16 protein-coding genes are annotated in these 21390 nt (G+C 46.6%); 5 read left to right on the top strand and 11 right to left on the bottom strand.

The genetic code is table 11. From position 1 onward, the window contains the following. Position 1: 1 nt before the first annotated feature. The 3 genes from NT073_RS21230 to NT073_RS21240 are packed head-to-tail and all read right to left on the bottom strand — an operon-like array spanning position 2 to position 3890. Positions 2-820 (bottom strand): hypothetical protein, encoded by an 819-nt coding sequence (locus tag NT073_RS21230; RefSeq protein ID WP_297377443.1) that lies wholly within the window; start codon positions 818-820, stop codon positions 2-4. Positions 821-852: 32 nt separating this feature from the next. Beyond that, entirely contained in the window at positions 853-2127 is a 1275-nt protein-coding gene (locus NT073_RS21235; RefSeq protein WP_297377445.1) for a hypothetical protein, read from the bottom strand. Between the two features lie 32 nt (positions 2128-2159). Further along, positions 2160-3890, bottom strand: a complete 1731-nt coding sequence (locus NT073_RS21240; protein ID WP_297377447.1) for a protein kinase — start codon at positions 3888-3890, stop codon at positions 2160-2162. A gap of 566 nt (positions 3891-4456) precedes the next feature. Between NT073_RS21240 and NT073_RS21245 the strand changes: the two genes are divergently transcribed. From NT073_RS21245 to NT073_RS21265, 5 genes are all read left to right on the top strand, one after another. Beyond that, entirely contained in the window at positions 4457-5173 is a 717-nt protein-coding gene (locus tag NT073_RS21245; protein WP_297377449.1) for an FHA domain-containing protein, read from the top strand. Positions 5174-5229: 56 nt separating this feature from the next. Further along, a complete protein-coding gene (locus NT073_RS21250; RefSeq protein WP_297377451.1) occupies positions 5230-6579 on the top strand; it encodes a hypothetical protein in 1350 nt (449 codons plus the stop codon). Between the two features lie 25 nt (positions 6580-6604). Next, positions 6605-7300, top strand: coding sequence for an FHA domain-containing protein (locus tag NT073_RS21255; protein ID WP_297377453.1), 696 nt, complete (start codon positions 6605-6607; stop codon positions 7298-7300). Between the two features lie 46 nt (positions 7301-7346). Further along, positions 7347-8570: a protein phosphatase 2C domain-containing protein gene (locus tag NT073_RS21260; protein WP_297377455.1), complete on the top strand. Its 1224-nt coding sequence runs from the start codon at positions 7347-7349 to the stop codon at positions 8568-8570. 93 nt (positions 8571-8663) lie between these two features. Further along, complete coding sequence (locus NT073_RS21265) at positions 8664-9446, top strand: caspase family protein (protein WP_297377457.1); 783 nt, start codon at positions 8664-8666, stop codon at positions 9444-9446. Positions 9447-9458: 12 nt separating this feature from the next. Here the strand turns inward: NT073_RS21265 and NT073_RS33415 are convergent, their stop codons facing one another. The 8 genes from NT073_RS33415 to rsmA all read right to left on the bottom strand — a co-directional run bounded on the left by NT073_RS33415 (position 9459) and on the right by rsmA (position 21120). Then, the gene (locus NT073_RS33415) at positions 9459-9938 is read right to left on the bottom strand and encodes a DUF2752 domain-containing protein (protein WP_366107623.1); all 480 of its coding nucleotides are present in this window, start codon (positions 9936-9938) and stop codon (positions 9459-9461) included. Then, entirely contained in the window at positions 9836-10348 is a 513-nt protein-coding gene (locus NT073_RS21270) for a CD225/dispanin family protein (protein ID WP_297377459.1), read from the bottom strand. The genes NT073_RS33415 and NT073_RS21270 overlap by 103 nt, the downstream gene beginning before the upstream one ends. Before the next feature lie 184 nt (positions 10349-10532). Further along, positions 10533-15857 (bottom strand): ATP-binding sensor histidine kinase, encoded by a 5325-nt coding sequence (locus NT073_RS21275; protein WP_297377461.1) that lies wholly within the window; start codon positions 15855-15857, stop codon positions 10533-10535. Positions 15858-16065: 208 nt separating this feature from the next. Further along, positions 16066-16755 carry an SGNH/GDSL hydrolase family protein gene (locus NT073_RS21280; protein WP_297377463.1) on the bottom strand — a complete coding sequence of 230 codons (690 nt, stop codon included), beginning with the start codon at positions 16753-16755 and terminating at the stop codon, positions 16066-16068. Between the two features lie 338 nt (positions 16756-17093). Beyond that, positions 17094-18275 carry a small-conductance mechanosensitive channel gene (locus tag NT073_RS21285; RefSeq protein ID WP_297377465.1) on the bottom strand — a complete coding sequence of 394 codons (1182 nt, stop codon included), beginning with the start codon at positions 18273-18275 and terminating at the stop codon, positions 17094-17096. A gap of 44 nt (positions 18276-18319) precedes the next feature. Continuing rightward, positions 18320-18877 (bottom strand): GNAT family N-acetyltransferase, encoded by a 558-nt coding sequence (locus tag NT073_RS21290; RefSeq protein ID WP_297377467.1) that lies wholly within the window; start codon positions 18875-18877, stop codon positions 18320-18322. 16 nt (positions 18878-18893) lie between these two features. Next, a complete protein-coding gene (mgtE, locus tag NT073_RS21295) occupies positions 18894-20246 on the bottom strand; it encodes a magnesium transporter (protein WP_012927831.1) in 1353 nt (450 codons plus the stop codon). A gap of 58 nt (positions 20247-20304) precedes the next feature. Further along, positions 20305-21120, bottom strand: coding sequence for a 16S rRNA (adenine(1518)-N(6)/adenine(1519)-N(6))-dimethyltransferase RsmA (rsmA, locus tag NT073_RS21300; RefSeq protein ID WP_297377470.1), 816 nt, complete (start codon positions 21118-21120; stop codon positions 20305-20307). Between the last annotated feature and the right edge of the window lie 270 nt (positions 21121-21390).

The raw sequence follows: 21390 nt of genomic DNA on the forward strand, positions 1-21390 counted from the left end.
ATTATAATTTCACCAACAACTGGTCAATTTCTCTCACTTTATCCTCCGCCAATTTCTTCAGGGTATAGCTCGATAAGTTGCCCGTGGTAATTTTCTTGAAGTTTACTTTGGCAACGCTGTAAAGCTGTTTACGTCTGGGTGTCTGATTGCAGGGCGTCAGAATATCAGCCTGTGCTTTTTGGGAGTTGGCATCACAAAACAATAACTCCCACTTTAAATTGGCAACGGCTTCGTTGTTCTGGCTTCCGCCACCTCCTCCCGATGACTTCTGCAGGCTGGTAATCAGTTGATCTTTGGTTCGTACCGTATTCTCAAGTCCTTCTTTGGCGCTTCGAAGCGACTCATTTTCTGCCTTGAGCCGTTGTAACTCGCTGGTTTCCGTACGCACGCCATGCAAATTTTCTTCAAGTCGGATACGGGCGGCCCGCTCTACAGACAGGCGCGTCAGATAAATGACTGCACTATTCTTAATATCCTTTCGGGTGCCGGTAAACTGACTATCTGTTAACTGCTTGATTGCCTTATCAAAGTCGTCTTTTTCCTTTTTTGCATCGGCAACCCATCCTTCCCATAAAGTAGCCGTTCCAAGGCCAGTAGCCTGGGCCTCATCCCGTTTTTTCATAATATCAATGTAACTCTGGACATTGATCAACGACTCGGACAGTGTTTTCTGCTCCGGGCCGCCATCGCCGACCGCCGTTCCTTTACCCTGGTTTCCCAGCATATAACCGGCATAAAGTGGAATGATCAGGAGAAGAACGTATACCGCAATGAAGGTAATGATGGAAGTACTGCGTTCGGCACTGTTTACAGCTTGCATGATGTGAAATTGGGTTAGTGGTTAAAGGTAGTTTATTGCCGGGGGCGGGTAAGCTTGTAATCAAAAACATCGGTAGTAGCGGATGAAGCACTTTCTCGGGGGATATTCTGCCGATTTGTCACGACAGACCTTCGACGGATTTCCCAGTCATCCGTACCCTGACCAATGTAATCAAGCTCCGTCAACTGGTGAACGATTCGATAAATATGTATCCAGCACTCACGAATGGCCATCAATTGAGGCTGTACGTCGAAATGCGTATAGGGGTAGTCGATCACGGTGGTTAAGGCATTTCGCAAGACACTGGGTGCGATGCTTGTCCAGTCATTGAAGTAGCTCAGTACTTTCTCTTCACCCATCTGGGTAGCACCGTACCGCGCATCGGGATGATTAAGGCACGAGTTTGTTGTACGCAACCGCCGTGTTGCCAGCGTGATGGCTTCAATAGCATAAATTGGCGGCAATTGACGGCCCGTAAACCGCAGCTGGTTGATGGGCTCATCCAGATGATCGGCTAGTTGCTCAGCCCAATCCCGAATCAGCTCGGCCAGTGGAATTGTATCCTGCTTCACTTCATCGGAACCACGCTTTTTACAGACTAGTCTAACCACTTCGAGGGCATCCCGCTGAGTTTCGGCGAGTAGTTTTGCCATTTCGCCAGCCCATTCAGCTAACTTGATATGGCTGTTAACGGCTGCACAGGCCGGTATATACGTTTCGTCTTTACTGATCCGATCGGCCTGGCTACGGAGTCGGCCAACAATCAACCTCGTCGACTCAAAGTCATCCGACATAAACGGGACTTGGCCGTCGATATCCGGTCGGCTGGTGAATAGGTGACTGGGTTCAATACTTAATTGATACGTTGGTAAGGTAAAGGGGGGCCGTGCCATATACTCTTCCGGCGATGGCTGACCGTAGGGCTTACGATTGAACAGATTGACGGACAGAACAACCAGGAAATCCAGCTCCTTTTCGCGCGGGAGGTTGTATTTCTCACGCAACTCATTCAGGTTGGTCGATACCGTTAACTGGTCATTGATAATTTCAATCCGGCATCCGGCACCCGTAATGGCCCGGCAATTGAAAAGCTGAACCCGTACATTCTGATTCGACTCCGGTACAACCTGAAGATTAAACGCGGGCGCATTGGACGGAAGCAACCCATAGTTAAAGGCATTAAGGCCCACAGCGGTTGAGTCCCGAAGGTGATCATTTACAAAATGCTCGAACTCGGAGAAGTGTCGGCGGGCAATTTTCATTCCATCAACCCAGTTGACGGGAAAGTGCTCAAGTTTGGGAAGCATACGTGGCAGTGGTTATAAAAACGGGTTTACGATTAATGGCAAAAGCCTTTCCGTTTGAAATCGTCAAGAACTGATTGAGCTTCTTTATTGGCCGAGTCGGTTGCGGCCTGCTTCAGGTAGTTAAGCACGGCACATGCATCCTGTTTAGTAACCAGCCGATTACCTGCCAAGTACAGCTCACCCAGCGTAACTTGCGCAAATGAATCTCCCCCATCTGCTCCTTTTTGATACAAAGCGACAGCTTCGTTCGTCAGGCCCCTTGCCCGGTTAACATTTTTGAAGTCAACACCATCGGCTAGCAGGCCAAGGTAATAATAGGCTTTGGCACTGTTGCCATTGGCCCCTTTCTGGAACCACTCCTTCGCTTTCACCAAATCCGGTTGAATGGCGTCGGTATTGCTCCCGCCAAAGTAGTAAATAACCCCTAAGTCAGTCATGGCCTCCGGGTTTGACAGAAACGCTGGCGTATCCTGATACCGGCTGAACTGTGCCAGAGCGGAACTATATTTCTCCTGCTGATAATCGGCAATACCCTGCCTGATTCCATTGACCTGCTCCGGATCAGAAGCAGGCTTTTTTATCGGTGTCTCGTCAGTGGTTTCCCTCACTTTAGCGGTTGGGTTAGCCGATGGTTCTTTCGCTTGCCGACCTAGTAATGCATACGCTCCTCCGGCCAGAACGGCTACCCCCAGCACGACTCCTATTACCCAGCCCAACCGAGATGGGGAGGCCGTCGTTGCAGGCATAGCAGTAACCGGCACCTGCCCCGCTGATTGGGCAGGTTCAACAACAGGCTCAGGTTTTGAGGGGGCAACTCTGGTAACTGGAATAGCTGGTTTCGGGCTAACATACTGAACCGGTTGCCGCAGTTGTGTGGCCTCTTCTGTTAAGGCAGCCGCCTGCGTTTCGCTATACCGGACCGGTTGGTTCAATTCGGTGGCATCTTCCGGAATAGACGAACTAGCGGTTAATGCTTCCGCAAAGGCTTCACAGGTCTGAAAACGATCGGTGGGCTTTTTTTCGGTAGCCTTTTGAATAGCTTCGTTTACCACCGCCGAGACATGCGGCAAGTTGGGTAAAGGCTGCTGAACAATGGCACTTTGAATGCCGAATGCGGATTGCTGCTGATCGTCGTAGGGTTTTGTGCCTGCTAGTAACGTATAGAGTGTTACGCCAAGAGAATAAATATCGGTTCGATAGTCAACATCTTTCGGGGCCAGAATCTGTTCAGGACTCATGTACAAGGGCGATCCCATCAGGGCATCAATTTGGGTCAACCCCATGTCAGTGCCAACAATTTTGGCGATTCCGAAATCCATCACTTTCACCTGTCCGGCAGCGGTCAGGAAAAGATTGGCCGGTTTGACGTCCCGATGAAAATAGCCCTTTTTATGAACGTAGCCGAATGCGTCCAGTACTTTCAGAAACAAGTCGACGGCCTGTTTTTCCGGTACCCTACCTTGTTTTCGTATGTAACGATGCATATCCTGCCCATCCAGGTATTCCATAACAATGGCCAGTGTATCTCCTTCTTCGTAGTAATCCTCAACCCGACGTATATAAGGATGGTCAAGTTTTACCATAATCTGCGCTTCGTTACGAAAGCGATCTGAAACCGAAGATTCGTAGGCAATCAATTCAGGCTTCAGAAGTTTGATAGCGAATGGGCGGCCAACTGAATTTTCGGCGTACCATACGCTTGCCATCCCTCCCTGACCAAGTTCATGCAGTAAATTATACGTAAGTAGTTTGCGGATAGACATGAGGTAATTGCGACGGCGAAATGCTTATTAGGCTCTAATTAGCAAAATTTTAGCAATATTATACGAAAGTTAAGGGATACTTATTTTCAACTAATTCGAAATACATTTACCTTGCAGTATCTACTCATGTTAACATGCAGGGTTGCTATCCACCCTTATCACTACATACATATGCCATTAACTGATATTATCAAACGCGTTGTTTACGGTTATCACGTCGGAGTAAGGGCTCAATTCAACTTTTCGTATAGGTTAAGGCCTGCTCAGCATTTATTGCCCCATAGAGTTCCCCTTAGCCAGTAGGTCCATGGTTTAGCCATCAGGTCAAGGTTTATTCCTGGCCCATCAAGATAATCGAAACTACTTCCATTAGGCTGCTACGGCTAGCTAACCGCAGGAGTACACCAACTTAAGTCATTGACTGTCCGTAGGCTCTATTTGCTATTTTAAGTTTCATTAAATACGCGGTCAAGTTGTTTCTCCACTTGATAATAAAGCTACTTGTACGTTTGCGTATGGCTTGTAAGTATACTATTCGACAACCCGGTTATTAATCCACTACTGCCGTGCAACAAGCAGGTAAACAAGCGCTTACCATTGGTCGGACAGGTACAAATGATATCGTTATCGCCAATCCTGAGGTAAGCCGCACCCACGCCCGAATCACGTTTATTACCGATCATGTGCTGCTGCTGGAAGATATGGATTCCGCATTTGGCACAATGGTCAACGGACAACGTATTGCCCGTAAAATCATCGACCTGAACGACGCTGTAGTACTGGCCAACAAAGAACCGCTCGACCTGCGGCTGGTACTTGCCCGGCGGCTGGCCCACACAACTCCGCCCCCCCCACCACAAGCTACTCCCCCGCCCCCGCCACCAACCAAGCTTGACCCCCTCGATTTTAAAGCCGAATTTAAGAAGCTGGAGCGCATGCAGCAGGTGTATAGTGAAGCCAGAGAAGCCATCCAGATCAATAGCCCCCGGCACCAGTCGTGGCTTCGGGCTACCTTCGCACTGGCGCCGTTGTTGGGCATTGTTACTTTTGGCGCGGGCACAGTAGCGGCATTGACTCTGGGCGTTTTTGGCGCTGCGATCGGACAAATTGTCGCTTCGCAGGCAATCAATCCAACCGAAAAGCTACTTGCTCTTGATAAGGAGTTTAAGCAAAATTACACCTGCCCCAACCCTGCCTGCAATCGTTTTCTTGGGAATACACCTTACACTGACCTGGTTTTTCAGAAGCAATGCCCGCGTTGCAAAGCCAAATGGGCAGGTTGATTCCCCCTGATTCTGTTCGCTAATTTTCCTTCTCCAATCTCTAAACTGATCGTGTCATGCCAACATCAAACCCGTACGACAATTCTGGTTATAGTAGCTCAGGAACGCCCCCGCCACCACCGGCCTCTCCGCCCCCGCCACCCAAACCAGCTACCAATTCGGGAGGAGGCACGAAAGCCGCAGCCATTGCCCTGGGCGGAACGGCAGCCCTGGCCGGAGCCGCTTTTCTGGCCAGTCAACAGTGGGGGCAGGAATCCGTTACAAATAATGGCTCAGAAACACCCCATCCGGATGTTATTCCACCTGGTAAACCTCACGCATCTATTAATCAGGTAGAACCTGTAAAACCTGAAGAACCTGAAAAACCTGACCAATCGGAAGCTCAACACCCCACGCATGAGGTCGCCCCGCACGAACAAACCTTTGCGGAGGCATTTGCCGAAGCCCGGGCCGAGCATGGCGGAGGTGGGGGGCATTTCGTTTGGCATGGCGATACCTACAATACGTACACGGTTGAAGAATGGGATCACCTGAGCGCTCCTCAAAAGGATGAATTTCTGGTTAGCGTCTATGGCGAGTCGTATCAGAACCAGCCGAGCCATGCCGGGTCTGAAGTCGATTCAATGACGGATGTACCCCATTCAGAAACGGTGCTGGCGCATGACTCCCCGTCAGCCGACGTGCCAAACGCTGAAAGCACCACCCCCGCAGATGGAACTGATGCTACAGCGACCTATACGATTGATCCTTCGCCCGATTCAGGCGATACCAGACACTCTTTTGAAAAAATAGAGCAGGGTACGATACAAACAGAAAGTGGCGATGTCGATTACGTGCTTGCCAAGGTTGATGGTCACGATGTGGTGTATATCGACGCCAATCAGGATGGAAAGCTGGAAATCGCTTATGTCGATAACGATGGTGATCATGTGCTGGAAACCAAGGTAACCCTCGACCCTTCCACCCACGCGGTAACGCATGTTGAGCCCATGCAACATCCGGTCGATCTGGCCGATGATCATTCGTCGGAAGGTCATCTTGCGGGCCAAACTAACGGACAATCGGCAACGCAGCATGTAGTCCACGTACTCGACACAGGTACAATAAATACGGAAACGGGAACGGCCGATTATGTCCTGACATCGGTAGATGGCCACAATGTGGCTTATTTCGATGTAAACCATGATGGCATGGCCGATGAAGTTCTGGTGGATATGGACAATGACAATGTGGCCGATGCGCACGGTTCGTATGACCCAACTACGCATGAATTAACGAATCTGGAAGAGATCCATCACCCTGCCGCTACGGAAGAAATAACCTACGCCGATGAAGGCCCAGTAGCGTACGATGATCAGAATCTCGATTACAACGGTAATGCAGACATCAGCGATTGGGTAGGTTAATTCTGACCCGGCTTCTCACAAAACTATGCCCACACAGTCGATCATTATTACCTGTGGCAATCCGCAATGCCGAAAACGATTGCAGATAAACGAGCCCGAAAAATTCACAAAAGGTGCCAAATGCCCTTGTGGCTACATTAATCTGTTGCCTGTAATGCCCCCTCCTCCACCTGTCACTTCATCTGGCATCGGAGAACGGCCAACGGCTTTTCAATCCGATGACGACGCCCCTACCGGCCTGGGCCAGCGGGTACAGGCACCACCTCAGCCAGCCACACCGGGCTGGCTGATTGTGAAAGATGAGTTGACGGAGTCACAAACGTTTACTTTACACATCGGCTCAAATACCATAGGGCGTCAATCGGTAGACAATCCGGCCAACCATATGATCACCTCCGGCGATAAGTACATGAGCCGGCCACACTGTACTCTCGACGTTCGACTCAATAAGATGGGTGTACTCGACTTTATTCTGCAGGACGGTGTTGCGTTGCCCAAAGGTGCTTATAAAAACAGCCTTAACGGAACCTATGTGAATGGTAAAGAGACTCGTTTACACGCACAGGACCGAATTTACTTACAGGATGGTGATACGATCCAGATCGGGATTACTAAACTGGTACTTAAAACGGGTTATTCGGCGCAGTCAACACAACAGGCTAGCCAAAAGGTTGCTGATATGGATTATGAACGTACGGTCATGAACTTTATCAATCGCTAGATGCTATTGCTACTCCACCCATTCATACCATTTAAAGAAACGACTTATGGATATCTCTATTTACCAACCGGTTGGCTTTACGGAACCCGGCTCGCGAGCCAACAATGAGGATGCGCTGTTTCCGCCAGTTCCGGCTCAGGCTTCAATAGACCAACGGTGGTTTCTGGTATGCGATGGTGTGGGAGGAGCCGAAAAAGGCGAAGTAGCCAGCGAACTCGCGGTTACTTCTTTTAACACGTTCTTTAAGGAAAATCCGGTAAACGTTGCCACGGAAGACTATATCCATCTGGCCGTACAGTTCGCTCAAAAGCAGTTTGAAACGTACCTGAATGCAAATCCGCAGGCTACAGGAATGGGAACTACAGTTACGCTGCTTTATTTACACGAGGAAGGGGCTACAGTCGCTCATATTGGCGATAGTCGGGTATACTTCATTCGGGGTGGGCAGACCAGGTGGCGAACCGACGACCACTCTTACGTCAATGAACTAGTAAGATCAGGGGTACTGACCCCCGCGCAAGCCAGCACACATCCACAGCGGAATATAATTACCCGTGCCCTTCAAAGCGAAAAACCAGTACAGGCCTCGGTTCAGATCATCAACGACATTCGGGCGGGTGATTACTTTTTTCTCTGCTCAGACGGCATACTCGAACGCATCGGGGATGAATTACTGGAGCACACCCTGCTGAAACCTGCCTCGAATGACCAAAAGTTGGAAACGATCCGTCAACTCTGTATCCATGGAAAAACCCGTGATAACTTTACGGCTTATTTGATTCAGATCAATCAGGTAATCGGGCGTATTGATCCAGCCCGCTGGACAGCCCTCCCCACCTATGAACGGCCCGAACAGGATGAAGCGATCTTGGTGGTTGACAATCAGGAGCCTGTTGTAAAGTTGGTTGACGTTGACTATGACCCAATCGACGTCAATTCAGCAGCCAGCCTGCCAGATTCAAGCCCAGTTTACGTACCTCAGCAGGCCAGTCACCCAACAACAGATCCACTCCCTCAAAAGAAGTCAGGACTGTTAAATCAGTTTCTTTTATGGACCGCAGCTGGTTTATTCCTTCTCGCTGCAAGTTATTTTGGCTGGACTACTATTAGTAACGCCCAACGAGCAACAACAACGCATAAACCGACTATTCCAGCCCTGCAACCACTTGTTACCGCTACGGCGGCAGCGTCAGTTGTTTCAGCGCCAACCCCTCCTTCGCAGCTTCCTTTAGCTAACACTCCCCCAAAACACCGTTCTGCAAAGAAGTAGAATCGAATATAAACACCCCGTAAGCGTATTGACCGTTCATTGGAAACAATACCCCTGAGCACCGCCCAATCCACCAAAAATTAAAACCCATCCATGAAGTTCTTCCCCTTTTTGTTGACTGCCCTGCTTAGTTTCTGTTGGTTGCCCATACAGGCTCAACGTACGTATGCCGTTATTGTAGGCGTTTCTGACTATCAGTTGGGGCGGCCGGGTAAGGGCGATCTTACTTTTTCGGACGATGATGCCGAGTTATTTTATCGACTACTTCGCAGCCCCATGAGCGGCAGCATTCCCAGTGAAAATATTATCCTCCTAACCAACAGTCGGGCCTCGCGGGCTAATATTATGCGGGCTATGACACTCTTTCAACAGGCCACTCCGCGCGACAGAATCATCTTTTACTTTTCGGGACATGGAGCACCCGGCATGTTACTCCCGTATGATTATACGCCGGATGCGCGGGTAACTCTGTACGACCGTGATGTAAAAGCGGCCTTTCGGCAATCGGCAGCCCGAACGAAATTATTGTTGGCCGATGCCTGTATGGCTGGAACCATGCGTAACCGCCAGTACCCATCGAGACCACCCGCCGTAAGCTCATCTACTGACAACAGTACTGTAGTTGTCTTATTATCTTCCCGCAATGAGGAAACATCGCGGGAAGGATCAAATCTACAGCAAGGCTTTTTTACACATTACCTGGTAAAAGGAGCTACCGGTGACGCCGATATTAATCCACGCAATGGCATTGTTACGATTAAAGAACTTTACGATTATGTTCGGCAAGGTGTTCGGCAAGAATCCCAAAACCAGCAGACACCTGTAGCTTATGGTCGCTTTCCAGAAAATCTGCCTTTTTCAACTGTTAAGCGTTGATTACTGATTGAATCAACAAGTTAACGTGTCCCATATACGCCAGATCCACCACACTACAATTAGACCGACGAAAAAGCGAGTTGCGGCCAGTCCATACCACCTTTGCCGAAAGCCCGAGTATGTATTTCTTAAAGAACTGTTCTCCAGCACCAGGCCCGTCAGAATATAAGGCAAAAGCGAAACTAAAAGCGGATTCAATAAAAACGCTTCCTGCCAATGGCCGTGCATTAATTGATGCAAACAACGTTGCGAACCACATCCTGGACAAGGCAAACCTGTGAGCCACAAAAAAGGGCAAGGCGGAAAAAAAGAATTCTGGCCGGGGTCGAAGCGATAGTATACAACGCCCAGGACAACACCGGCCAGAATGAGCAGCCATTTCATTAGTATCAATAATAACGGCGGCCAAAGCCCGAAAATATACCGGCGAAAATCAGTAGAAAGTAAAGCGCAATAAGAATAAAGGCAGCAAAGAACCCAATCTTGGTCCATCGGCCAGCCTCCAGAGAAGCCTGTTGCGCTCCGTTAAAATCGCCTACCCGATAACGTGATTCAACGCGAGAAGCATTAATAATCCCGACAATGCCTAACGGTAAGCAACAGAACAAGGTTACTAAAATTGATTCAGTCAGCCATGTTTTGGGCATAAATCCAGTGGGATTACCAAACGCATAATTAGGCTGAGAAAAGCCGGGTTGCGCATAAACCGGCTGGGGGTTGATGGGAGGTATACTGCTAAACCCAATTAAATCACGCACTTCAGGCGTATCAGCCACTTTAGCCCAATTGGCCATACCCTCCGTCCAGACAAGCGTGTTAGGCGTTAGGGGTTGCGTACGGAGCTGCTCCAGCGTGAAGGGACCAACTTGTTTGTTGTTATCTAAGTAGTAGTATTGTTTCATCAATTGGTGAGGATATTTTTTTCTAAATAAACAAATAATAAGCTATTTATCAAAGGCTAATTTGGTCAAATTCATCAATTAGTTAAGCTATTTGCTCTAGAAAAATCGCCACTAGCCACGATATACATGTTGGCTAAAAATAAGGTGGTTGGCCTTATTCATTGATAACACAAAATACTATCAATCAAGAAACAATGCTCTCCTCGGATGTAGGCAACTGGATTGTAAACTCTGTTCCCTCTCCTTCCCAGCTTTGCACGAATAGCCCCCCACGATGTCCCTTGGTTATAATATCGTAACTGAGTGAGAGGCCCAGACCGGTTCCTTCACCCGTAGGTTTCGTTGTAAAAAATGGCTGAAAAATCTTTTGCTGTACAGCCTGAGACATGCCAAAACCGTTATCAGCAATCAGAATTTCAACAAAGCCCTTCGCCTGCCTGACATGTACACGAACAAAAGGCTGGTAAGCATCACCCTGCTGCTGTTTCCGCTCCCGAACCGCATAGAATGCATTGCTAAAGAGATTTAAAAATACCCGGCTGATGTCCTGCGACACGACATTAACCGCATAAACTGCCGGGTCATAATACGTGATCAACTCGCAGCTAAACGTTTTATCCTTCGACTTTAATCCATTATAAGCCAGATACATATATTCATCAGCCAACGCACCAAGATTAGTTGGCTGCATTTCGCCACTGCCGATGCGGGAATGCTCCAACATACCTTTAACGATATTTGAGACCCGCTGCCCGTGATGGTGAATTTTAGTAAGATTATCTTTCAGAAACGTTAATAGATCTGACTCAAGCTTTGGGGTTCGACTTGGTTTGCTGTGTTCCAGCACTAGGTCATCAACAATCTCAGAACTTATTTCAGCGAAATTATTTACGAAGTTGAGGGGGTTTTGTATCTCGTGGGCAATGCCTGCGGTCAGCTCACCGAGGGAAGCCATCTTTTCCTTCTGGATCAGGCGGGCCTGCGTTGCTTTTAACTCCGTCAGGGCCTGCTGAGTCTGATCCCGTTGCGCCTGTATCTCAACCGTTCGTTCCTGCACTTTATTTTCCAGATTCGAATATAAAATGGCGTTTTGAATGGATATGGCCATTTGTGATGACAATAGCCGTACTATTTTCAATCGCTCTTCGGTAAAAGCACCCACAGAAATATTGTTTTCGAGGTATACTATTCCGTATAATTTATTCAGAAAAACAATCGGACTGCACAGAATCGACTTAGTCTGGTTCCTTAAAATATAATCATCGTTTCTGAACTTACCCTGATTGGCAGCATCATAAAGGACCACCGACTCCTGCAAATGAGATACGTAGTTTATGATTGTTTGCGGAAGTTGACTGCTGTCTTCAGCGGGCGTGTTTTGCATCGTTTTGACTTCATCGGCCGAAGCCGAGGCCTGAATAAGTATTCGATCATCCTGTTTTAATAAAAGCACTCCATTTTCAGCTCCTGCGTTCATCATGATGATGTTCATCATTTTGCTAACAAGTGACTTCAACTCTATTTCTCCCGAAATAGCCTGCGATGATTTTACGATTGTATCGACATCTAATGCATAAATGGTTTCGCCCTCTTCGCCCCCGCCTAAATCGTTAACACGCTCAGCGTTACTATTCCTAACAGTCTTGAATAACTGTGGATAGTCTTCCCGCAAAAATTTAATTTTGCCCTGGGCTCCCCATTTATTGTACAAATAATAGGCATCTTTCCAATACCCGGACGAAGCCGTATCGATTCCGTGCCGACTAAAAAATTTTGCGGCTAGTTCATTGGCAAACGCTTCATCGGCCTGCCAGGCATTTTCACCCGCCAATCGTATGGCTTTTTCATAAAGCTTAGTTGCACCTACAAAATCGTCGTCAATATTGGCAATCTCAGCTTCCATAAGATGCTGCATATGCAGAAAATTAGTTGGGTTATAAGCCGCCCACCTTTTCATTTTGGCAAGCTCCTTTTTCATTCGCTTTTTCAGCTGATCTTTCGGAGGATCAATACCAAACAGAAGATAGCCCGAAGAGGCAAAGAAAGAGACGATACAAAGTCGGGTTAAATTAATAAGACTGACGAGTGATTTAATATATTGATCGGCCTGCTTCACCGATTCATAAGACTTTTCATGCTGCCCGTAGAACAAATATATGTAGGCCTTATGGATATGATACATCCCGATGCCAGACGAATATTTCCGTTGTGTCATCTGCGTCAAACAGCGAACTTCATCAAACTCAGCATCATCCAAAACGAACAAACCTTCGGTTAAACCCATGAAGTTTTTCGTCAATTGCATATTCATGTTTGCCGAATCAATTGCGTCCGTATAATCGGTATCAAGAACAACCTTAAAATATTTTTTCTGGTCGGCCAGTGATGAAGGAAGATCAAGAGACGGTTGCCAAACGGTACAATTCGTAGCACAGTAGGCTAAATAAAATAAATCGCCGGAAAGGTACCCGGCTTCTATTCCCCTTTTAAAAAAGTCACCCGTTGTATTCCAATGATTGTTAAAATGATGAGTTAACACACCGTAGGCAGCTATTACCCGGCATCGGTACTCAATATCCCCCAGCTTTTCGTTAAGAGCCAGGCCAAGTTGGCCAAAGCTTTCCGCTGATTTAAGATCTCCAAACGCTTCCGACAAAACAGCGCCAAACGCGACATACGCATAGGCCGATTCCTCACAGTTTCCATATTGCATGGAGAGGTTTACGATTTTAAGCTGCGTTAAGCCATACAAACTGTCATTCCCTAACACAAAAGCTGATGGACCAATTTCGGTTAATAACCGGGCTACTGCTTTTTTTTCCGGGTCACGCAGGAGGGGCGCATCTAGCAGCGCGATAGGTTTTCGCGTGCCAAGTCGCCATTTAGCAAGAATAACTTCTTTTAAGACTAGTGCTGCAGCCGGTTTTTCAGGCAAATCGTATCCTAACAAGGCAAGCCCTTCTATACCGGACCGAATGGCTTCTTCTGACTTTCCTACGGTATTATACTGGCGTATTCTGAAGGACAGTATCTCAACCTTTTCCAGTTTAGTACGGGCCTTTTCGAGTAAACGATTTATAGATGCCTCAGCAGTAAAATAATCGTTTGTTTGATACGCATTCTGCGCATATCCGGCATATAAGTCAAAGGCTAGCTGATGATACGATTCCCAAAGCGAATCAGGCATTAAATCAATACCTTTTTTAAAATAATCGAGGGCCGAACTGTACGCTACAGCTGATTGGGCTCTTCTTCCAGCCTGTAAATTCATTCGAGCCAGATCAATCCGATCGGCTTCTTCATCGAGCAAATCACTGCTTTCATTAAAGTGCCTGACTACCTCTATGACAAGTTCACTTTTTTCTGAGTCAGACATGGTCTCCAACAGCAGTTTACCGATGGTAAGATGCAGCAGTTTCTTTGTATCTTCGGCTATATTCTGATAAACACTTTGCTGAATACGGTCATGCTGAAACCTGTATGAAACGCCAAAATCATCATCGCCTGTGACTAAGCGGTAAGCTTGACTTGTCTGAATAATAATTTCTTCTTCAAGTGCAGGCCACAGAATAACTGATGTATCAAAGGCATTCTTTTTTTTAAGTAAGCTAAGCGTTCTAAGCGAAAAGGTATTTCCAATACAGGCAGCAAGTTCTAACAACTCGCGACATTCTCCAGGCAACTCGTTTAATTTAGCCGCCATAAAGTCAACTACGTTACTGGATATATTATACGCTGCTATTTTTTTTATATTCCAGGACCATTTACCGCTCAGGTGATCAAAAAATACCAGTCCCTGCGAATGTGTTGTTTTAAATAATTCGTATAAATAAAATGGGTTTCCGACCGTTCGTTTGTAAATTATTGTAGCCAGTGCTTTCGTTTCTTCCTGAGTAACTTTTAACGTATCAGCCACTAACTGATTAACATGAACTTCGGCTAAATCAGATAGGATTAATTCATCTACTTCCTTGGTTTTTTTTATCTTATCAATTGTGAGCCGTAAGGGATGACCCGGACCTATCTCATTATCCCGATAGGCACCAATAATGAATAAATAGGGAATATCTGTACTGATAAGGTCAGTAATCAGACGAAATGATGAGTCATCGCCCCATTGAAGATCGTCCAGAAAAATAGTCAATGGGTGCTCCTGCGTAGCAAACACGCGAATAAATTCACGCAGCGTAAAGAAGAAACGGTTTTTAGACTCGGCCGGATTTAATGGCTGCACCGGGCCTTGTTTACCTATAATATACTCAAACTCAGGCACCAGGTCGACTAATACGGGAGCATTCAACCCCAGCACACTAGTCAGTTCGGCTTTAATCTTTTTCAGCTTATCGCTGGGTTCACTTACCAGGTCTTTTACAAGTTCACAAAACGCAAGGGAGAATGCATTAAAGGGGGAGTTAACTTTGAATTGATCAAATTTACCTGCAACAAAATAGCCATTTTTCTTCGCAGTCGGTTTGTGAATTTCGTTAACCAAAGCAGTTTTCCCAACGCCAGACGCTCCACTGATCAGCGCAAATCTACACCCGCCCGTAGAAACCTCTCTGAAGAGATACATTAATTTCGCAATATCATGATCGCGTCCGTATAGCTTTTCAGGTATATTAAATTTAGAATAAATATCTTTTTCAGCAATTACAAAATGAGGAATGTCTGATTCATTTTTTAGAAAAAGTAAACACTTCTCAAGATCGTACTTAAGACCACTTGCACTCTGGTACCTATTTTCGGCATTTTTCTCCGTTAATTTCAACACAATATCGGATAGAACACCCGGTATTTTCGCATCCAGTTCGACCGGCGGAATACTATTTTTAGCTAGATGATAGTGAATTAACTCCATTGGCTCTTCGCTGAAAAAAGGCAGAAAGCCAAGCAACATCTCATAAAAAGTTATTCCTAATGAATAAAAATCAGCCCGATAATCTGTAGAGCGATTCATTCGGCCCGTTTGTTCCGGAGATATATACGGTAAAGTACCCTCCAGTACGTGTGGATTACGAGCCGATGTACGTTCAGAGGATAATTTTGTAGCTATCCTGAAATCAACTAAAACAACTTCTTTTGTATCAACATTGATAACAATATTTTCAGGATTAATATCCTTATGAACTATATTCAATGCATGCAGATCGCCCAAAATAGTGGTGATCCGGATAGCAATATCCAGAAACTCCGCAATGCCTAGCCGGATTGATTTTATATAGCTGGCTAAAGACTGCCCATTACAATCGTCCAGTACGATAACCGGCCTGTTCTTGTGAGTTAGTAAGTCGTATACTTTACTGACTCCATGTACATTGATATCACTTAATAATGCGTATTCTTTTTTTAAATAAGCAATTTCGGTTGCGCCGGGATAGGGATTTACCAACGTCTTTAGAAGTACGCTTTTTTTATCTGTATTTCTTACAGCTCGATAAATTAGTGCGCGTTTTCCTTCATAAACAACTTCATTAATTTTATAACCAGGTATGTTATCTTCGCGTATCATAGAATCAATTTAGAACAATTACCATCGTATTTCGCACCGAATTTATCACTCCTTTTTTTGCCATCATGATTTTAGACATCCTTATTATGGGACAAATAGTTGTATAAACTATTTGATGCGACATTGAGAGCAATGGCTATAGGGTAATATGCTAGTATTAGTTAATACGATTGTTCTATACGCAACAGCTAATCTGCTTGATTGACCCTTAAAGCAGGAAGCTTGAAATTATCTTGAAAATTACCTCATGCCCTTTATCGTTAGGGTGAATGCCGTCTTCACTAAGGAGTTCCGGCTTTACTAAATTCTCCGAGGTGGCTAAAGGGTCGTATATATTGACAGCAAACGAGCCATAACTTTTCATAACCAGATCTCTCTGAAGCAGCAATTTGGTCGTAACTTCGGCATTGAACTTACGGGGAATAGGCGTGGTAATGATTACAGTACCTACCCCAGCGGCCAAAGCTCGGCTCCTGATCATATTAAAATTGTCAATGATCTCATCGACATTGTAGCCAGCCACAGCATCATTTGATGAATTACTGATGATTAATGTAGTCGGCTTTTCTTTCAGCGCAGCGTTTATGTTCCGAAGGGTATCTGCATCTGGCCGGTTATTAGGGTGACTCGATTTTGTTGGCAAAAGCTGGTAACTGGTGTATCCCCCTTTAGCCAGATTCACAACTCGGCTGTTTGATAGTTGCTGGGTAAGCCGTCCTGCCCATGAATATTTGTAATCCGAAGCGCCCCAGCCGGCTGCCGTAGACGAGCCTATTATGACAATTGTTTCAGTAGAAGGCTTTACGGTTCCATTTCCTCCTATCGGTGTGTCTACTGTTGTTGGTTTACAGCTTGGTAAAAAAGTAACAAATAGTAATATAAATAATTGTCTTTGCATATTTTCCTAATCCACAGTGTGAGCTTTGTTTACAAAAATAGTCGATTATGCATTCATACTCAACACAAAATTGTATCCAACTCATAATAGTAACTTAGTACAGTATACAATTAAATCAATGCTGGCCTGCCTCATAAAAATGCCCTAATAAGCCCTGTCCGGTGGATCGTTGCGCCAGCCTAAATCAGGTTAACGATGGCGACGAAAAAGTTTCCCAAAAAACAGACAACGTCTGTACTCTGCCGGTAAGACAGAAGGTTACCTGGCAATTTCGCTTTCGTTTATCCATAAATCATAAGAACCAGTAAAAGGATAAACTTTCTACCAACTCGGGTGATTTAACTTACCTGTAATACTTTTTCTTCGCTCACCTGGCCCGCATCGACTGATGCGTCAAAACCAACCAGACGAGCAACGATAACCCATAGTAACCAGCAGGCATTACCAAACAACAGATAACCGAAGTAACCCAAAATCGGCATTTCAGAAAACAGATGGTACTTATCCAGATAAGGGACAGAGTACTTCCAGTAGTTTGGGTTGGTAGGCATATCATCATGAAACCACTCGCTTCCGAAATTCCAGAACTCCCAGAAGAAGCCATTCAGTAACGTGCTGATTGCAATTAAAACAACAAATGACCAGTCACCTTTCTTACTGATTTCAGTAAAGGGAGTCCAAAAACCAGAAATTGCCATAGCAGGAACCAGCATTGGCAACATACTTACCCACAACATCCAGAATAATTCGTTTGGAAAATACCCCATCAGGAAAAGGGATATACCACCTATAACCAGGCATATGTATTGACCCGTGGTTGAAAACCGGATCGCCGGGCCAAACGAGTACCGGTTCTTCATAGACTTGACTGTACGCAACAGCCAGTACCATTCAAAAATGGCGGGTAGCACGGTTGTGTAGGAGACTAGCTGCCAGGAGATATTGCCGAAATTACTGAGTATGTTGTTGTTTGGGTAATACCAGTTTTCGAGCACAAAAAAGTTTTGATATTCAAAAACGAACCAGCTAAAGGCCGACGTAACCGCCAGAATTTTCACGGTATTAGGTTTGGCCGACATCAATGACACGCCATTATTCCGTTTGTAGACAATGCCGTCCAAAACAAAAATAAACCCCCACCAAAGCGGCACGAATGTAAAGTTGTCGGCGGGCTTTAACACCTCAAATCGGCCCCACATCAGTAGCCAGCTGATCATAACAACAATGAGCGCCGGTTTAAACCACACCGGATACCCGACAGCTGTTTTTTCACTCTCCACCACATCCGGCTTTTTCTTGAAGCCAAAGAGTTGCGGCAGCAGTAAAAAGGTTAGTATAAAAATAGCAACCAGTGAACAGACATTAAAATACGTCTGGTTGAACGGTGGATCGTCAGCTACTTTTTGCGCCGGAAACAACCCATACCCAGGCGGCAAACCACCCCATTTCAGATAACTTCCCAGAAAGGGTAGAATAAAGAAAAACAGGAATGAGATGATCAGTAAAGCCTTCTTTTTCATAATAAAAGTGTAGTATAGACCGGAAACGGGTATTACGCCAAAATTTACTGTCCCGCGCTCAATTCGTCCTGAACGTGGCAAATGGGTGTTGGTATAACAGGGTTTATCTGATGAGGCTGTAGCGCCCGCTGAAACCACGACACATCATGCCAGGTCCCCATTTTGTAGCCAATTTTGGCGTAGGTACCAATGTAGTTGAAGCCCATCGACCGATGAAATGATTCGCTTTGGGGATTAGGAATTGTGATGCCCGCGTAGGCATTGTAATATCCCTGCCGAACCAATAAGTCAAATAGCCTTGTGTAAAGTTGCCGGGCTATCCCTCGCCGATGTCCGGCCGGATGCACATATACCGATGTTTCGACCGACCATTGGTAGGCAGGTCGATCCCGGTGCCGGGACGCATACGCGTAGCCCAGCACGTTCCCCTCCTCTTCGGCAAGCAGATAGGGAAATTGCTGCTGGATCGCCTGAATACGACCGGCAAATTCCGCTACGGGCGGCACTTCATACTCGAATGTAATGGTTGAGCCCGTAATGAAGGGCGCATAAACAGCCAGGATAGCGGACGCATCGACAGGCTGAGCAAAACGAATGGTCATAGCACCGGGAAGTTATTTAAACTTCGGCTAATAACCATTGAGCAATTAGAAAATAAACGCCGATACCGATCAGGTCGTTGGCCGTTGTAATAAATGGCCCCGAAGCAACCGCCGGGTTAATACCTATTCGACTGAGTAACAACGGCGTTACGGTTCCCATGAAAGAAGCCAGCATAACGACCGCCAACAGCGATGTAGCTACGACAAAAAATAAGCGGGGCTCCCCAATAATAAAAGTGTAAGCTCCGGCAATGAGGCCCACAACCAGTCCGTTGATGACTGCCACCAGGAGAGTCCGCAGCAATCGTTTACCAAGACTTACACTTAAGCCCGAGGTGTCGGCCAGGCTTTGCAGAATAAGCGACGACGTCTGAATACCCACGTTCCCACCCGTCGACCCAATAATTGGAATGAAGGCCGCTAATGCCGCTATTTTGCCAAGTTCCGACTGAAATCCGTTGATGACCGTTGCCGCCAGCAAACTCCCAACCGCTCCGGCTACGAGCCAGGGCAGTTGCACTTTCGAGCGCTCCCACACACTGTCGTCTTCCTCAACCTCTCCAGATAAACCGGAAATAACCTGAATGTCTTCTTCGGCCTGTTCGGTAATTACGTCTACTACATCGTCGATGGTGATTCGGCCAAGTAGTCGCTGCTGCACATTTACGACCGGAATAGCATCCAAGTCATACTTCTGCATGACCTCGGCCACTTCTGCTACAGGACGATACGTTTCGACAAACACAATGTCGTCGTCGTAAATATCGGCGATCTTGACGTTTTTGCGGGCCAGGACAATCTTTTTGAGTGAAACCAGGCCAAGCAATTTACCCACATCATCGACTACGTAGACCGCATATACGTTTTCTACGTCTTCGGCTTGCTGGCGGATCTCTTCGATGCAGGCATTAACCGTTAGGTTTACGTTGATCCGGATGAGTTCTTTCTGCATCAGACTCCCCGCCACACCATCTTCGTAATGCAGCAAATCCAGAATAAACCGGGCCTGCTCACGATCCTCCAGAAAACCAATTACCTCTTCACGTACCTGAATGGGCTGTTGATTCAACACGTCAACGGCATCGTCGGAGTCCATCTGGTTGATAAAGGGGGCAATCTCGGCCGACGTAAACAGCTTGAGCAGGTTGGTTCGCTCGGTTTGGTCGAGGTTGGCGAGGATTTCGGCACCAACGGTTTTATCGAGCAGACTGAGCAGATAATGGGCCGATTCCGGTTCCAGTTCATCCAATATTCCCGAAATATCGGCCGGATAAAGCTCTTCCATCTCCGTCCGTAACGTAGCATCATCGCCCGCGTCGATAGCCGACTGGATCTGGTCGAGGTATTCTTTAGTAAGTTCGAAGGTCACGGTTGTAACGAATAAAAGAGTGATGATTCGGCATTCCGGCTGGCGTATATTCGCTCTTTTATCCTTCCGCTCTTTCGCTCATTAATATAGTTAAGGCTACAAACTCAGCTACACCCAGTTGTTCAGCCCGTTTGTCCATGAGCGGGCTGGCAAGGGCAGCTTCAGATGGCGACAGGGGCTTCAGGGCATTCCGGAGCGTTTTTCGACGCTGACTGAACCCGTGCTTAACTACCTGCGTAAACTTTTTCACGTCGCAACCAAGGTCAGTAACGCCGTTACGTTTAAGCGAAATCACCCCCGAAAAAACTTTTGGGGGCGGATTGAATACGCTGGGGTCTACCGTGAACTCGTACTTGATATCATACCAGGCCTGCAACAGCACGCTCAAAATACCATAGTCTTTGTTGCCTGGCCCGGAAGCTACCCGCTGCGCTACCTCGCGCTGAAACATGCCTACAACCTCAGGAACCCGGTCGCGCATGTCCAGCACTTTAAAGAGTATCTGGGTTGATATATTATAGGGAAAATTGCCAATAACAGCAAAAGGCTCCGTATTATCAGGTTGTTTTGTCGGCAGTAGATCCGGTCGGATATTAAGAAAATCGGATGCCAGAATACGGCCTTCCAGGGCTGGCACATACTGCTTCAGGTACTCGACCGATTCGCGGTCAATTTCAATGACATACGTATCAAACTGAGAGTTCTGTAGCAGGAACTGGGTCAGAACGCCCGTACCCGGACCAATTTCAAGCACTTTAGTATACGGCACGCCATCCGGTCCGGCGTGACCGGTCAGGAGTTCGGCGATGCGTTGGGCAATGCTCAGGTCTTTTAAAAAGTGCTGACCGAGTTCTTTTTTAGGTTTAACGTACATGTTGTATCAGGCCGCAAAAGCGGGCATTTTGGGCCAGTTGGCGGACCAATACAAAGGTAAGTCCCATTGGGCGAATTATTGGCGACCCTTTCGATTACCAAATTGTTTTAGTGCTTTTCTGAAAATAAGGCATGATCGCTCAGACATACGTAATTTCTATTCGGCCCTGATCAATGACCGTTTACGGGGTTGGTTAGAGGGCGTGGAGGAGCGTTGGAGGCTGGACATAGTCTGTGACTATGCCAAAGATGAGCTAACTGCTGATGTGTG

Source organism: Spirosoma sp. (assembly GCF_026391055.1).
Lineage (GTDB): Bacteria > Bacteroidota > Bacteroidia > Cytophagales > Spirosomataceae > Spirosoma.

Excerpts from the sequence above, each read along its gene's own strand:
- NT073_RS21230 (WP_297377443.1), bottom strand. The coding sequence starts at position 820 with ATGCAAGCTGTAAACAGTGCCGAACGCAGTACTTCCATCATTACCTTC.
- NT073_RS21235 (WP_297377445.1), bottom strand. The coding sequence starts at position 2,127 with ATGCTTCCCAAACTTGAGCACTTTCCCGTCAACTGGGTTGATGGAATG.
- NT073_RS21240 (WP_297377447.1), bottom strand. The coding sequence starts at position 3,890 with ATGTCTATCCGCAAACTACTTACGTATAATTTACTGCATGAACTTGGT.
- NT073_RS21250 (WP_297377451.1), top strand. The coding sequence starts at position 5,230 with ATGCCAACATCAAACCCGTACGACAATTCTGGTTATAGTAGCTCAGGA.
- NT073_RS21255 (WP_297377453.1), top strand. The coding sequence starts at position 6,605 with ATGCCCACACAGTCGATCATTATTACCTGTGGCAATCCGCAATGCCGA.
- NT073_RS21260 (WP_297377455.1), top strand. The coding sequence starts at position 7,347 with ATGGATATCTCTATTTACCAACCGGTTGGCTTTACGGAACCCGGCTCG.
- NT073_RS21265 (WP_297377457.1), top strand. The coding sequence starts at position 8,664 with ATGAAGTTCTTCCCCTTTTTGTTGACTGCCCTGCTTAGTTTCTGTTGG.
- NT073_RS33415 (WP_366107623.1), bottom strand. The coding sequence starts at position 9,938 with ATGGACCAAGATTGGGTTCTTTGCTGCCTTTATTCTTATTGCGCTTTA.
- NT073_RS21270 (WP_297377459.1), bottom strand. The coding sequence starts at position 10,348 with ATGAAACAATACTACTACTTAGATAACAACAAACAAGTTGGTCCCTTC.
- NT073_RS21275 (WP_297377461.1), bottom strand. The coding sequence starts at position 15,857 with ATGATACGCGAAGATAACATACCTGGTTATAAAATTAATGAAGTTGTT.
- NT073_RS21280 (WP_297377463.1), bottom strand. The coding sequence starts at position 16,755 with ATGCAAAGACAATTATTTATATTACTATTTGTTACTTTTTTACCAAGC.
- NT073_RS21285 (WP_297377465.1), bottom strand. The coding sequence starts at position 18,275 with ATGAAAAAGAAGGCTTTACTGATCATCTCATTCCTGTTTTTCTTTATT.
- NT073_RS21290 (WP_297377467.1), bottom strand. The coding sequence starts at position 18,877 with ATGACCATTCGTTTTGCTCAGCCTGTCGATGCGTCCGCTATCCTGGCT.
- rsmA (WP_297377470.1), bottom strand. The coding sequence starts at position 21,120 with ATGTACGTTAAACCTAAAAAAGAACTCGGTCAGCACTTTTTAAAAGAC.